The sequence below is a fragment of the Paenibacillus sp. FSL M7-1046 genome, assembly GCF_038007405.1.
Lineage (GTDB): Bacteria > Bacillota > Bacilli > Paenibacillales > Paenibacillaceae > Paenibacillus_AQ.
This window is the reverse complement of the sequence record NZ_JBBOXB010000001.1, coordinates 7,556,074-7,570,726: the sequence shown is the minus strand read 5'-3', so window position 1 is coordinate 7,570,726 and position 14,653 is coordinate 7,556,074. Positions and strand designations below refer to the sequence as shown.

The window sequence follows — 14,653 nt, the reverse complement described above, 5'->3', positions numbered from 1 at the left end:
TATGAATGAAAACTTAAGTGAACTTACAATTAATGAAATATCAAAATTAGAAGGTTTTACTGAGGATTTTGAGGTTGACGAAGATGTACCGCTTTCGGTTTGGTATAACAGTATTCAGAAGAAAAAAATAAAAAATTTAAATCATGGAGACATAGCGAAGTTGATTAGACAAACGATGCATCTTCAATACATTATTCCAGAAGCATTGAATAGGTTAAGAATAAACCCTCTTGTTGGTTATTTAGGGGATGGAGAAATAATGGAAGCAATTGCGCAAGTTAACGAAAACGAATGGGATGAAAATTCGATTGTTACAAGTATGCTTAGTTCTTTTGTGGAGGAGTTTTTATGTTTACTAAAAAATAATGAACTGAATTTTCCGGAAGATAAAGAGGTATATTCTGATCAAGAAAGAGAAGAATACTATCAATTATTATTGAAAATTAAAAATACACTTCAAAAATCTAAACACTAATTTTTATGAATTACCATATAATGTTAACTTTGTGTATATATTGGAAATAATAGCAACACCTAACAAAATTATAATAAATTCAGAAGAGCTGCATTTGCGCAGCTCTTTTGTTGTTCATGAGGCATCCTAAGATTGAGTCGTGTGCTTTATAGAGGTTTTGAAGAATTTTAGCACGTCCTTCGAACGATTTGCGTGCCTAAAGAGTGTAGGATTATATTGTAAGAAAATTGGATAGGGAGGTAGGGCATCATTGAATATGATGCCGCAGGGCGTCTGAAAAAAGAGACCTATCCAAATCGCTCCAACGCTAACGGAGAAGTGTACAGCGAGGTAGTAGATTACAACTACTACAACACAAGTTCCCTAAACTTTGATGCTGTCAATACGGGAACACCAGTCTTAAAAGTGGATTCTATCCGAACTGTCACTCAGTTATCGAATAACAGCGTGGTCAAAACCTATGCGAATGTGCTTTATAACGGAATGGGTTTGGCCCTTTTAGAGGAACACTTGGATGATAACGCTGGAAAGTGGGTGTTCACCCAGTATCACTATGACGATATGGGCAGACCCATCTATCAGAAAGACGCGCTTTCCAATGAAATAACGGTGGGGTATGATGCTTGGGGCCGGGTGATTTCGAAGCGGACGTTTAGAGATTGGCCGAATCAGTCGCAGCCCATCACAGAACGCTACAGTTACGATATTATCGGCAATCTTACGGGATATACCGACCCGATGAACCATCTCAATGAGGCTGGCGTGACAACCCTTTACAGTTACAACGCATTAAATCAGTTAACTGGTGTTAAGGATGCGCTGAATCAGACCACACGGTACAGCTATGACGGAAATGGACAAATATCTAAGGTGACCATTCAGGGCAAGGGTGAGTCGGAACAAACCTTAAACACGAAGAGTTACAACGAAATCGGACTGATGACGACGAAGCAGGACGCCGCCGCCCAAAGCGAAAGTGTGCCCTATAATAATCTGGGTCAACAGACCGGTAAAACGGACCGTATGGGCAGTGTGTTCAGTTACAACTACGACGAGAGAGGTCAGCTAAAGAGCAGTTCCGTTAGTGGAGTAATCAATAATACGTCTGCGACGCAAAAAATCGATGTTATCTATGGAGATGGATCGCCAAAGTACCGTACAATCAATAGTTATGTGAATGGAACCTTAAGGGCAACGCAGAAGCGTTACCTGGATAGCATGAATCAAGTACGCAACGATTACTCCGTTGGATATTCTACTACGGGTGCGGGTAACCACTCGTCGTCCATCTTAAACCAGTTGGATGTACTGGGCCGAATGACACAAATAAATGATTCCAATCTTGGGTTTTATGTAAACTACCAATTTGACAGTCAGCGGCTGATCAACGTTCAAACCAATGGCAGCGCGTCCCTAAGCAAAGCCGCATCCGACAATGTACAGTACAGCTACTATGCCAATGGCCGAGTCAAGACAATTACGTACCCGCCGTTGACGGATGGAAGTATCTTAAAAACAGAGTACACGTACAACAAAGCACTCGGTTGGATTGAAAGCATGAAGAATACAAAAGGAAGCTCCGTGCTATCGGGATACAACTACAGCTATGATCATAATGGGAATATTACAGCGGTAACTGAAGTCCTCAATAATGGAGCAGCAAAAACGACAAGTTACGGATACGATGCTTTAAATCGTCTTCTGTCAATCAAACGGCCGAATGGTCAAAGTACGCAGTACACGTATGATGTGCGTGGCAATCGTCTAACCTCAAGCGAGAGCGTCAGCACCAGTCTGGATCTGAGCGATACAAGCTACACCTATGATTTACAAAACACCTTGACCGGATTGACCAAAAATGGGAACACGACCATCTTCACCTACTATGCGGACGGCCTTCGGTATTTGAAGAGCACTGGAACGACCCATACACAAGTCAACTATGATTTTAATGGTCAAGTTATCGCAGAGGAGAAATTAAGCGGCAGCACTGTAATACAAAAGTCCTCCTTTGTCCGTGGAGACCGGGTATTGGTGAAAAAGGACAAGACGGCAGCAAAGGATTACTACTATTTGTACAATGGTCATGGCGATGTGGTGCAAATCGTCAACACCAGCGGAACACCGGTTAACACCTACAGCTATGACGAATGGGGGAATATCACCAGCCAGACGGAAGGGATACAAAATTCCTTTAAATATGCTGGTGAGATTTACGACGAAGAAACGGGCCTTTACTATCTGCGTGCACGGTATTATGATCCGAGTATCGGGCGGTTTTTAAATGAGGATACGGTTGAGGGGCAGATTGATAATCCGCTGAGTCAGAATCTGTATACGTATGTGCATAATAATCCACTAATTAATACTGATCCTACAGGACATTATTGTGAGTCTGGTAATGGTCGATATGGGCATAGTGGGGGGTGTAGCAGATCTAGCTCTATATATGTTCCAGATTCCATTAAGAATAACAACTCTGGAAAACGCATAACAGAACTACTGCAAATCTATAAAAACGCTCAAGCACAAGCGGTTGTTAATGCTGCAAAGATTGACCCCCATAATTACGTGGTCAAAGGCGGTGCAGCAGCCGTTCCACTTCCTGGTGCACAAGTGGGTTCAATACTTAATGCATTCGTTCAAGCTGTAGGAATAACGGCTGCACTGTCTATGGACACCGCTATAAGTGATACTACTACCTCAGATAAGAAACAGCAGATAATATATCATAGTGGCTCAATGACCAATACAAATCATACACCTCGACTTAAAGATACAAAGGGATTATCCGCGTTTCTTACGCCAGATGAACCTAAAGGTTGGTTTACATCAATCGAAGCGATTAACGCTACAGGAGTCTTGACTGCAAAGGTAGATAATCCTGTAACAGGTCATGTGAGTATCAGAGCTGCTGATCCATACGAACATAAGTTATGGATGGAATCAAGAGTGAGTGCGGATACTAATCCTTATTATTTAACTTTAGTTTTGAAAGCAATCACTTTTCAATATGATCATAGGTAGGGGGATAAAGATGGATATCAAAAGATTAATCCCGAAAGATAAAATGGATATCGAGTCAGTTAATAAATTGAAAACATTGGATATCAATTTAATTAGACCTATTATACCTGATTTATTAGAGTGGACTGAAGATGCAAATTGGCCTACTACAAAAGAAATTGGGAAGTTGCTGCTACCCTTGGGCAGTGAATTAATTCCTCATCTAAGGAGAATTTTCGCTTCTGATGATGACTGTTGGAAATATTCAATACTAGTGAAGTTGGTTAAAAATTTACCGAAATCTGTATTATCGGAAATGGAGGCTGATCTTAAAAGGTTAGCTTTAAACCCTACTGAACGTGAAAGACAAGAATTAGTCAACGAAGAGGCAGCCGAGATTTTATCGCTTCTACAGTAAATATGAAGGAAACTGAGGAGTGATATTCTTTATTTCAAAATGTAGGGCAAGCCCATTGTTTTATCAATAGGGGCTGCTCTTGCATTATGAACAGGTCTGCAGGTGTTCCTTCTGCCGCCTTACAACTTAAATCCCGAATCCGGCCGGAAGGGCTGTAGCTGTGACTCAAAGCTGATGTGGTCACAACATCTTTTTGAAATAAGCTTCATGGTAGCCAATTTATGAAGCGAATCAATCAGCACCGATGGAAACAAAGGATCGTCTGCTTGTCAGGTTTTAATCTTAATCGGTCTATATAGAGGTGAATTATGTTTGAATAAATCAACTTTTCCCCAGGGACTATTACTTATAATGAGATAAACGAACCTAGATATTTAAAAGAAGAAGACTTATTTCAAGTGACATACGGTGACGATAAGTATGTCCTTGATTTAGGCTGGTATGGAACAGAATACGCAATATTGATTATAGAATCTTTGGATTGGTCTAATTCACTTTGGGAAAGACGTTCTAAACAATTATCTGATCTATTTCAATTAATGAGTGAAGCGGCGACATATATAAGAAAGATACTTAATTACTCCAATGAATAAATGTAGTTTTAGTTATCAAAGCCACGTGAGATTAATACTCCATGTGGTTTTTCTTTTGAAAAGACATTTGACTGACTGAGTATGTCAGTGAATAAGATGATAGGATTACAATAATAGCAGATAGGTTTCACATGGAGTACAAAAAAGTTGCAAAAGAAATTTGTGTTTAGAAACAAACGATTCAGGATTGGATCAAGAAAGACGTAAAATTCGGTAAACCTTCTCGAGCAACTGTCCAATTTATTCAGAATCGAGAATTAAACGTTGATTTTCATTTGCTTCGATTGGATCAGTATGTCAGTAATGCATTTAACTGTTCAATTAGCCGTTCCTGTTTTTGTTCTCCTGAATGCACTCAATAAGGTGCCTATTCTGCAAATAGTGCTGTATTGTTGTGTATTAGTATCCTTCATCATCTCGGTTGTAACCTCAACTTCTTCATGTTCATCTGTTTTGGTTAAGAAATCATCAAAATTTCTGATTTTTTTGGTGAAGTAACCCCTTCTGGAACTATCTTAAACTGTTTGAAGATGTAATTACAGTAATGCAAGTCAGGATCGTATTCAACATTTCCGAATGTCACACATCTTCCTATGACCAATTAGCCCAAAGTTGTCCTATAATAATCTGGGTCAACAGACCGGTAAAACGGACCGTATGGGCAGTGTGTTCAGTTACAACTACGACGAGAGAGGTCAACTAAAGAGCAGTTCCGTTAGTGGAGTAATCAATAATACGTCTACGACGCAAAAAATCGATGTTATCTATGGAGATGGATCGCCAAAGTACCGTACGATCAATAGTTATGTTGATGGAACCATAAGGGCAACGCAGAAGCGTTACCTGGATAGCATGAACCAAGTACGCAACGACTACTCCGTTGGATATTCTTCTACGGGTGCGGGTGGCCACGCGTCGTACATCTTAAACGAGTTGGATGTACTGGGCCGAATGACACAAATAAATGATTACAATCTTGGGTTTTATGTAAACTACCAGTTTGACAGTCAGCGCCTGATCAACGTCCAAACCAACGGCAGCGCGTCCCTAAGCAAAGCCGCATCCGACAATGTACAGTACAGCTACTATGCCAATGGCCGAGTCAAGACAATTACGTACCCGCCGTTGACGGATGGAAGTATCTTAAAAACAGAGTACACGTACAACAAAGCACTCGGTTGGATTGAAAGCATGAAGAATACAAAGGGTAGCTCCGTGCTTTCGGGATACAACTACAGCTATGATCATAATGGGAATATTACAGCGGTAACTGAAGTCCTCAATAATGGAGCAGCAAAAACGACAAGTTACGGATACGATGCTTTAAATCGTCTACTGTCAATCAAACGGCCCAATGGTCAAAGCACACAGTACACGTATGATGTGCGTGGCAATCGTCTAACCTCAAGCGAGAGCGTCAGCTCCAGTCTGGATCTGAGCGATACAAGCTACACCTATGATTTACAAAACACCTTGACCGGATTGACCAAAAATGGGAATACGACCAGCTTTACCTACTATGCAGACGGCCTTCGGTATTTGAAGAGCACTGGAACGAGCCATACTCAGGTCAACTATGATTTTAGTGGTCAAGTTATCGCAGAGGAGAAATTAAGCGGCAGCACTGTAATACAAAAATCCTCCTTTGTCCGTGGAGACCGGGTATTGGTGAAAAAGGACAAGACGGCAGCAAAGGATTACTACTATTTGTACAACGGTCATGGCGATGTGGTGCAAATCGTCAATACCAGCGGAACACCAGTTAACACCTACAGCTATGACGAATGGGGGAATATCACGAGCCAGACGGAAGGGATACAAAACTCCTTTAAATATGCTGGTGAGATTTACGACGCAGAAACGGGACTTTACTATCTGCGTGCACGGTATTATGATCCGAGTATCGGGCGGTTTTTAAATGAGGATACGGTTGAAGGGCAGATTGATAATCCGCTGAGTCAGAATTTGTATACGTATGTGAGTAATAATCCGTTGATTTATACTGACCCCAGTGGACATCAACTATCTCCAACTGGAACAGGCTATAGTAACAAAAAAATGATTCAGCATTGTATGAATGTTGGTGCTGGAACATGTTGGAATGAATTTAGGGCGGGGACTATCGAAGCCTCCATCGCAGTTGCAGACTTTTTAGTTGTAGATGACATAAATACAATATTAAACCCTAATGCATCATCATTTGATAAAACCCTTGCCGCTGCTAATTTTATACCTATTGCAAAATTGTTTAAAGGTGGTCGACTTATTGTTAAGTTGGCAAGCAAAGAAGGTAGGCAAATTGAGAGGGCTATTACTTTTACTGGTATCGGAGTAAAAAAAACGCTTGAATCCACTCTTAAGTCTTACGAACAGGCTAGAAACTTAGCACTTGATATTGTTGGTGACCTAGGCCCAGGCTCTAAGTCAGTAATTGGTCGATTACCTAGTAGTGCAGGATACGGTCAAGTTGTTGGGAGACAATCTGCTGATGGGAAGTTATTATGGAGACTAGATTACGATCCAAATAAGGGGACTCACATTAATATTGAAGACTATCGTGGTGGCAAAGGTAATAATGCAATTAAACTGGTAATTCCCTTTGAAGGAAATGAAGATACATTTAGGTCGCTATTAAAGCACCTTCAACCATAGGAGGCTATATGACTTTATTTGAGGAATGTATTCAAGCGCTAGGAGACGGTACGGAGATAGTAACTATTCAAAAAACAGAAGAACTGTTTAATCATCTTGTGAGCTGGTTTCCAGTCACATCTTGGGGAAGAATAAATTGGGATAACATATCAAGGCGCTATGAAATCTCAAAGCCTCAAGAGGTTATATCAATTATAAAGAATGAACTTAACGGTGATTTTAATTCGAAAGTGTTTCTACTCTGGAATTATACTGATGCTCCTAGCATTTATACAGAGTTAAGTCAAGTATTAAATAACATCGATGACGTTACTGCAGTAGGTTCAGATACATGGATTTTTTGTCCATCATCCGGTTATGTAATTGAGTATTTTCATGAAGGACAAGTAATGCTTGGCTTCAAAGACTGATTGCTTTTATTAAATAGATTTATAATGACCTTGTATCATATATTTTCTGATTTGGGCTTCAGTAGTTCTGATGATACGAATTAGTACTCTAAATGTAATGGTATAATAGTCACTCAAAGACCTTTCTTAGTCCTACTAAGCAAAGGTTTTTTTATAGGTGCGCCCGGCATAGGCAATAACTAGGCGGTGAAAGTCCGCTACAGGCTTGGCAGTAGGAACTGTTAGCCAAAGGCAAGGGTGTCCGCCGTGAGGCGGAATCTGAAGGAAGCCAGAGGCAAACCCTCGGTCTGACGAACAGAAATCACATAGAAGGCATGCTGGGACGGACGAGCTTGCCTAACAAAGCGAAGTCCAATACTGCCCGAATCCCAGGATGTAAATGTGGCAGATGGATGAGGAGAAAGTTATCGCTCTTACCCGGGGAGATCTCACAGACGCCCGGTAGGGAAAAAATCCGAAAGACGGAGTAGCGCTTGCTGTGAGAAGTCAGCAGAGGCCGTAGTACCCAGAAGTTTTTATTTCTCGGAAAGGGCCGAACAATCACTTCTCTAACCATCCTGATATTGGGTAATAAAAGGTGAATGAGTTACTACTAGACTCGGTGTGAGTGTGGATGAATTCAATACGGATAAATGTGATAGTGTTGACACTACTATACTCAAATCTATCGTAGGAAAAACTGGTGAGGGGTGTGAAATGGATATTAACAATGTTATAGAATCACTTCAACAGAATGCGCTAAAACACGAGCCAGGTTCTTATAAGATTTTACTAAACTTATTTCGAAAATTGTATAAAAATCATGATGATGAACATGAAATTATAGGTTCATTCTTATTAGGACACATTAATGAATTGATTCCTGTTATCGCAGAAAAGATAGTTGAGTGGTTTTCAATAGATGATACATATGGTCATTTTGATTATTTATTTAATGGTTTTGCTAATAATGACTTGTTTGATTTTGAGAAGACCTTATTTAATGTCACTGCTAATTATGAAGTTCTTAATTATGAGATATTACAACATTTCTTTGAAAGAGGGGTCTTTAGTAAAGACCTTTGGAAGGGGATTCTTAATCAGGCTGTTGATAAAGCACAAAAGAGATTTAGTTCAATAGTGAATAGCGAAGTGAGTTTTAACGATTACATCTCTTTTTGTAATTTATCTATCATGGGCATTGAATATTATTTAAGACAACAAGGTGTTAATAACGAAAGTGATTTTCAAGAGTGGAAAAATACGCAATTCCATGATTATGAAAAGCTATTGGTAAAATCCTCAAACAGCTATATCCAATCACTTCGAAATTTAATAGCTCAATGAAGTGGAAACTTTGATTACTATCGTAACTCCTTGTGGTTTTTTCTTGCATTTATCTAAGAGTTCTTTCATGGCTGTATTCAATCGTTGAATTTCTTCACTCTTCATCTTCATCGCCACCTTGGGTTAAAGTTACTATTCTTACCCTGTTTGGTGTTTGGAGTAGATCGGTTAGTCTATTATTTGCAATCTGTATAGCTTATTAAATTCTTATGAAAAGATTAAAACGAATATATCGAATTTGGTGAAATCCATTAGATGAATTTGATTACAATCGTGGTAATTATAATACAGAGGCATTGAAATCAGCTAGAGAATATATATATCAGAATGGTACAATATTAGTGAGAATACTTGATGATGGGACTATGCAGATCGTGGATGGCCATCATCGTTGGTGGCCAGCGCAGCAAGCTGGTCTAAAACAAGTACCTATTAAGGTGGAGAAATAAATGGGAGCAGAGAGTTTCTATATTAAGTTATCCGTTGTAGACAATGGCATTTCAAAAAATGAATTTCTAAATAAACTAAATGAGATGAAGATTAAATATAGTTCGAATAGTGCAAATGAATATGAAGTGGAAGAATTTTTGATTATGACAGTACATTCGGACTTTGAAATTATAAAGGAACTTTCAATTGAGGGCTGTTTTTCTTGGTTTCATGATTGCTCTCTTAAAATTTATGAAATTTCATCAATGATTAACAATCACATTTTTCCAATATTGTTGAAGGATCATGATGGTAATTGTCTTACTTTTTCGAGTCAAGAGGATTTTTTGATTTTTATTAATGAATTGTACCAAGAAAAATATAAAGAGTTTAACATTCGATATGGTTCAATGAATGTTAAATGCTTACCAAGAGAAAGATTTTACAACTTTATTAAAGGAAAAAGTAAGAAAAGTATTTTTAGAAAGCTATTTAAATAGTATAGAACCACATGCGAGTGGACAACTCCATGTGGTTTTTCTTTATTGTATCCCCCAACCAGTGCTGAATGAGTCGGGCTGCTATGCTTCACCAAATCATCAGATACCACCATGTTATGGATGGAATCAAGAGAGAATGCCGAGGTTAGTCCTTATTATCTAACTTTAGTTTAAAGGCAATTACAGTTAAAAATAATTTTAAGTAGGGGGAATAGTAATGGATATCAATAGTTTAATCCCAAAGGATAAATTCGATCTCAATTCAGTTAATACTTTGAAAACATTGGATATAAACATAATTAAACCTATTATTTCTGATCTATTAGAGTGGACTAAAGATTCAAATTGGCCAATTACAGAGGAAATCGGAGATATGCTCGTTCCCTTAGGCACTGAATTAATACCTTATCTAAGGGGGATTTTCGATTCTAATGATGACTGTTGGAAATACTCAATACTTGTGAATTTGGTGAACAAATTACCACCAACTGTATTATCGGAAATGGAGGCTGATCTAAAAAGGTTAGCTTTAAACCCTACTGAACGTGAAAGACAAGAATATGTTGACGAAGAGGCAACCGAGATTTTAGCGCTTCTACAGTAAATATGGATATTGTATTATTTGAAAAAAAAGGACCTTGAAGCCACATTGGCTCAAGCAAGGAATTCCGGGGCCCGTTCACTGGAGACTGTTATTGAATTCGAAATACCGCGAGGTGTACTGAGTATTGATAGGACCGTAGCCTCGAATTGCAACAAATAGCAAGAGCTGCGAATGGGCCGCTTAATATCACAAATATTAGAAAAGTGAGGTTTAAATAGTGGAACAAATTGCTTCTCTTGAAATGCAAGATATATCTGTAAAATGTAAACCGACTATGCGAAATTTTGTTTCTTGGACAGATCAGCTTCAGCACTTTTCCTGTCGGTTTCATTCAGGAAAAGTCTATGGTATTGTAGGCCAACCAACCAAGGGTGGCTGGGCTTTATCCTATTTACTTTCAGGTAATTGCAAGAAGTTCCAAGGCGAAATCCTAATAAATGATCGGCTGGTGGAGAGGAACCTGCTTTATACAAACGGCTGGTACGTTGGAGAGGGTCTTAAAGGAGGCTTGTTTAAAAGACAATTGACAGTACGAGAACAACTGGAGAGGGGAACATCAGTTGATTATACTGTTGATGAATTAGTTGATTCTTTTGAGCTTTCACCTTCACGACTGGATCGGGAGATAAGGTATATCAGTAACGAACGATGGAATGCTTCAGCCGCTATTGGATTGGCGCATGGAAAGCAAGTTTTTTGTTTTCCGTGGTTGGACGATGAGTGGAAAAATTTAATAAGAGGAAGGTTGGCCCATTGTTCGGATGTACTAAGAAGAAGTAACAGGATAATACTTATTCCCGTATTAAACTTATCGATTGTTGAAGACTTTATTGATGAGGCTGTGTATTTATCATAGAAATAATATTGGCGTAAGATAAGTTGCGTTCAAGAACCGAGGCTTGGGTCAGGTCACAAAAATTTGGGGTTCTGAAACCAAGGTAATGTTTAGTTGTAACATTTTTGCAAAGGCAAGCTGGTGATAATGTAGGGATTTTTGATTATCTTGGGGAGATCAACATGACGAATATATGTCGATGTTGTGGATTTCACTTTGGCTTTGATGATGACGATATGGATGATAAAAAATTGTATACAAGATATGAAACGAGAAATGGGTTAATGGAGGATGTTTATGGTTTTCCAAGGGTAGGAAATCTCATCCCAATTGGAACCCTATAGGACAACTTTAAAACTTAAACCACTAATTTCTGATGGACAACCACGCTTAGGACTAGCGGTCAAGATCCCAAAAATAAACTTTGAAAAAACACCTAGGCTGCAAAGCGGCGCCGGTACTCCACTGGCGTCAGTTTGTTTAGTTTGCTTTGCACTCGTTCCTCATTTTGACAGGGTGGAATAAATGCATAAAATCACATGAATCTTCACCTGTTAGAACATCATTTTATACGAAGAAATAAGGTTTGGCTTGGAGGTAGTTGCTTCACTTGATACAGAAGTTTACTTTTTGAAAAAATCAATTGCAAAAGCTTCGAAAAAAGTACTTAAAGAAATGCATGCTAAAAACTACTGATGATATTGAAGAGTTAAAAAGGCAAATACAATAACAGGTTTTCGGTGTAAGACCTTGAGGATATAATAGTCCTCAAGGTCTTTTTTTTGCCCCCCGGTGCCCCAGTACCTCGCTGGACGAACAACAAACAAAATATTTTTTTTGGTTGTATTACGTCCGCTTAAATTACCCTGTAAGTGAAGGCGCAAATAAAGGAGAACGACATGGGTTTAGGAGGGAGCTTGATAAAAATGAAAAATGTACTGTATGTACCGTTGGATGATAGACCGGTCAATCTGGATGATGTCATTGTCCAAGGGAGATCGGCGGGGATCAATGTGATCACGCCAAGCGTGGGCGACCTTAGAAACCGGCTGGATTCACAAAAGACAGCATCGGGAACAACATTACTGGCGACCTCTTCGCCCGCCTATGGAAATACCGCAAACATCCGGCAGTTTATTCTTGATAATGCAGCCTCTGTAGATGGCTTTATCATCTCAACAGATATGCTAGCTTATGGGGGCTTGATCGGAAGTCGCCGTCTTCGGACGAGTGCAGGCGGAGCTTACCCGGATTATGATGCGACTATCACGAATTTGCTCGACGTGATTCGTTTAGTTAAACAATCTTATCCTAAGAAGCCGGTCTATGTAATGGATACCATTTTGAGGTTGGCCACAACGATTTATGCAGAAGGTTTAACCTTTGAAGCCTATACAGAATCACGCAGTTTCATGTTGCAGCCACGGAAAAGTTTTTCACAGTTTGCTGATATTCTCACCGGATATCACTTGTCGCCAACCGGTTCTTATGGCAGTACGGCCCATTTTAATAAAGACCAGTATTACAATACCAGACAGCACAAGTTCAAGAGTAATCGTTACATTCTAGAGAAGCTGGTCCAAGCGGGATACATTGATTTCCTTGCGGTGGGTGTCGATGATGCCAATACGCAGGGGGTACAAATCAATGAGATTAACTTTCTGGAAGGGCGCATCAATACTTGTCTTGGCGGAACGAATGGTCAAAACCCAGATCGGGCTATTATTCTTCCAGATGCAGACGGACTGGGGCAGGCGCTAGTGGCACGTATGGCGAATCAGCTCTACCGCTGCGGAATAAAGCCAAGGTATGCCGTGCAATACTTTGGACCACATGGCTCCACCATCACCAGTCCATATGAATATATGGATGTGCATCAAAATATTTTGCGTCATGTGGATATTGTTGGCGGAAAGTCTGTGAGCACTTCACCTACCTTAGAAATTATCGCGATAACTGCTGCGAATCAGGTAACGGCTGCGGTCAGCCGGATTGCTGCCAATAGTACCCAGCACGTTCCAACTGTAGTCATTGATTTCGTGGGTGGTGGCGCAGCGAATGCCACTGTAACCGAAGCATTGCTGAGTAGCGAGCATACGGGGAGTATTTTAGGATACAGTGGCTGGAACACACCAGGTAACAAGATCGGGATTGCACTGGGTATGGGCCAGGCGCGGTATACGTACTTGGTTACGGAAAAAGATGCTGAGGCACTCAGTTCAGCAGTCAACGCTCACGGTACGCTTTTGTTTAAGCGATTCTTGAAAGACTATTATTACAAAACGTTGGCCATTGGTGAAATCCGGGAGTACTCGAGAGCCAATTCTTTGTATACAAATATCGCTACGATTGCAGATCAAAATATGATTTTGTTCAATAGTCCAGCAGACTATTTGCATTTACAAGACGTGCTGAGGGAGCGGATGCAGACGCATACAGCCTCACTTTCCGGGAAAAGTACATTCCTTAACGGCGGTTCTGGAACGGCTTATAACGTCCGCCAGATTTGTGGAACCACTTGGTCATTTTCGGAATATGTCAGTGCAGAACTCCTTCATGATGATCCTGATTTTATTTGGGGCCGTGCTTTTGAGATTACCTTGAGTCCTAATGTAACCTTAGAATAAGTGTTAAGACAAATAAGACAGGAATAACTAAGATAACGCCAAAAAGAAATAAAATTACTGGAAGGTTATTAGAGGTAGCCTCAGGTTCAGTGAAATTAACTTGTCCTGCCCCCATTTCAAGGACTCCGTTTTTAGTAGGAGAAGCAGCCCGTTTTTCCTTAATGTTTTTTATTTTTTCATCAAAAACGGATTTGGATATTGTATTCTCTGCGTGGAGGCTACCTGATGTAGCGTTGTTGCTGTTCAGATCTATTACGCGTTCCCCTGCTATCCCATGGATGTATAAAGCATCTATACCATATCTAACGTCACTAACAAGTTTTATGTCTTCTCCTTCTTTAAGGGATGATTGTGTTGCTAAAAATGATTGCTCATTATTTATATTACTAGTAATGTTGAATATCTCCCACGAGCCTGAGTCATTGTTTGAATAAATTGTTCCAACATCTATATTATTCAACTTTATTGAAAAGATATAACCTGCAAAAACTAACTCACTACTATTTGCATTATCAGATATTTTGTAGTAAGCAGTTCCTGAACTTAATTGTACATTTTCAAAATTTTCTTTTCCATCGAGGCCGTATTCTGATTTCACTGAATTCAACGAATTAAGATACTTTAATTTGAATTCATTTTGTATAGTTGTTTTAATCTGTTCATTCGGAGCCGGCTCGTAAGAATCAGCAAAGATGAAGTTATTAAAGTTAAATAACAAGAGATTAAATATGAGGAAAGAAGAAAAAAACCATTTCTTTTTCATTAAATAAAGTCTCCT

General features: G+C 39.5%; 11 protein-coding genes and 1 pseudogene. 11 read left to right on the top strand and 1 reads right to left on the bottom strand.

The window, feature by feature from the left end:
- Nucleotide 1: 1 nt before the first annotated feature.
- The 11 genes and pseudogenes from NYE29_RS34055 to NYE29_RS34005 all read left to right on the top strand — a co-directional run bounded on the left by NYE29_RS34055 (nucleotide 2) and on the right by NYE29_RS34005 (nucleotide 13,875).
- Nucleotides 2–475: a contact-dependent growth inhibition system immunity protein gene (locus NYE29_RS34055; protein ID WP_340899496.1), complete on the top strand. Its 474-nt coding sequence runs from the start codon at nucleotides 2–4 to the stop codon at nucleotides 473–475.
- Nucleotides 476–793: 318 nt separating this feature from the next.
- On the top strand, nucleotides 794–3,502 hold the full coding sequence (locus NYE29_RS34050; RefSeq protein ID WP_340899495.1) for an RHS repeat domain-containing protein: 2,709 nt from the start codon (nucleotides 794–796) through the stop codon (nucleotides 3,500–3,502).
- A 10-nt stretch (nucleotides 3,503–3,512) separates the two neighbouring features.
- On the top strand, nucleotides 3,513–3,899 hold the full coding sequence (locus NYE29_RS34045; RefSeq protein WP_340899493.1) for a DUF5071 domain-containing protein: 387 nt from the start codon (nucleotides 3,513–3,515) through the stop codon (nucleotides 3,897–3,899).
- Nucleotides 3,900–5,344: 1,445 nt separating this feature from the next.
- On the top strand, nucleotides 5,345–7,144 hold the full coding sequence (locus tag NYE29_RS34035; RefSeq protein ID WP_340899891.1) for an RHS repeat-associated core domain-containing protein: 1,800 nt from the start codon (nucleotides 5,345–5,347) through the stop codon (nucleotides 7,142–7,144).
- Between the two features lie 8 nt (nucleotides 7,145–7,152).
- Complete coding sequence (locus NYE29_RS34030) at nucleotides 7,153–7,554, top strand: CDI toxin immunity protein (protein WP_340899491.1); 402 nt, start codon at nucleotides 7,153–7,155, stop codon at nucleotides 7,552–7,554.
- A gap of 603 nt (nucleotides 7,555–8,157) precedes the next feature.
- Nucleotides 8,158–8,880, top strand: coding sequence for a hypothetical protein (locus NYE29_RS34025; protein WP_340899490.1), 723 nt, complete (start codon nucleotides 8,158–8,160; stop codon nucleotides 8,878–8,880).
- A 284-nt stretch (nucleotides 8,881–9,164) separates the two neighbouring features.
- A pseudogene (locus NYE29_RS34705) lies at nucleotides 9,165–9,329 on the top strand (ParB N-terminal domain-containing protein); the annotation flags it as partial.
- A complete protein-coding gene (locus NYE29_RS34020) occupies nucleotides 9,330–9,809 on the top strand; it encodes a hypothetical protein (protein ID WP_340899488.1) in 480 nt (159 codons plus the stop codon).
- Between the two features lie 217 nt (nucleotides 9,810–10,026).
- Nucleotides 10,027–10,413, top strand: coding sequence for a DUF5071 domain-containing protein (locus NYE29_RS34015; protein WP_340899487.1), 387 nt, complete (start codon nucleotides 10,027–10,029; stop codon nucleotides 10,411–10,413).
- 217 nt (nucleotides 10,414–10,630) lie between these two features.
- Nucleotides 10,631–11,269, top strand: a complete 639-nt coding sequence (locus NYE29_RS34010) for a hypothetical protein (protein WP_340899486.1) — start codon at nucleotides 10,631–10,633, stop codon at nucleotides 11,267–11,269.
- A 905-nt stretch (nucleotides 11,270–12,174) separates the two neighbouring features.
- Nucleotides 12,175–13,875 carry a DUF4127 family protein gene (locus NYE29_RS34005; protein WP_340899888.1) on the top strand — a complete coding sequence of 567 codons (1,701 nt, stop codon included), beginning with the start codon at nucleotides 12,175–12,177 and terminating at the stop codon, nucleotides 13,873–13,875.
- On the opposite strand, the gene NYE29_RS34000 is transcribed toward NYE29_RS34005, so the two are convergent.
- On the bottom strand, nucleotides 13,856–14,638 hold the full coding sequence (locus tag NYE29_RS34000; protein ID WP_076110682.1) for a hypothetical protein: 783 nt from the start codon (nucleotides 14,636–14,638) through the stop codon (nucleotides 13,856–13,858). The genes NYE29_RS34005 and NYE29_RS34000 overlap by 20 nt on opposite strands.
- Between the last annotated feature and the right edge of the window lie 15 nt (nucleotides 14,639–14,653).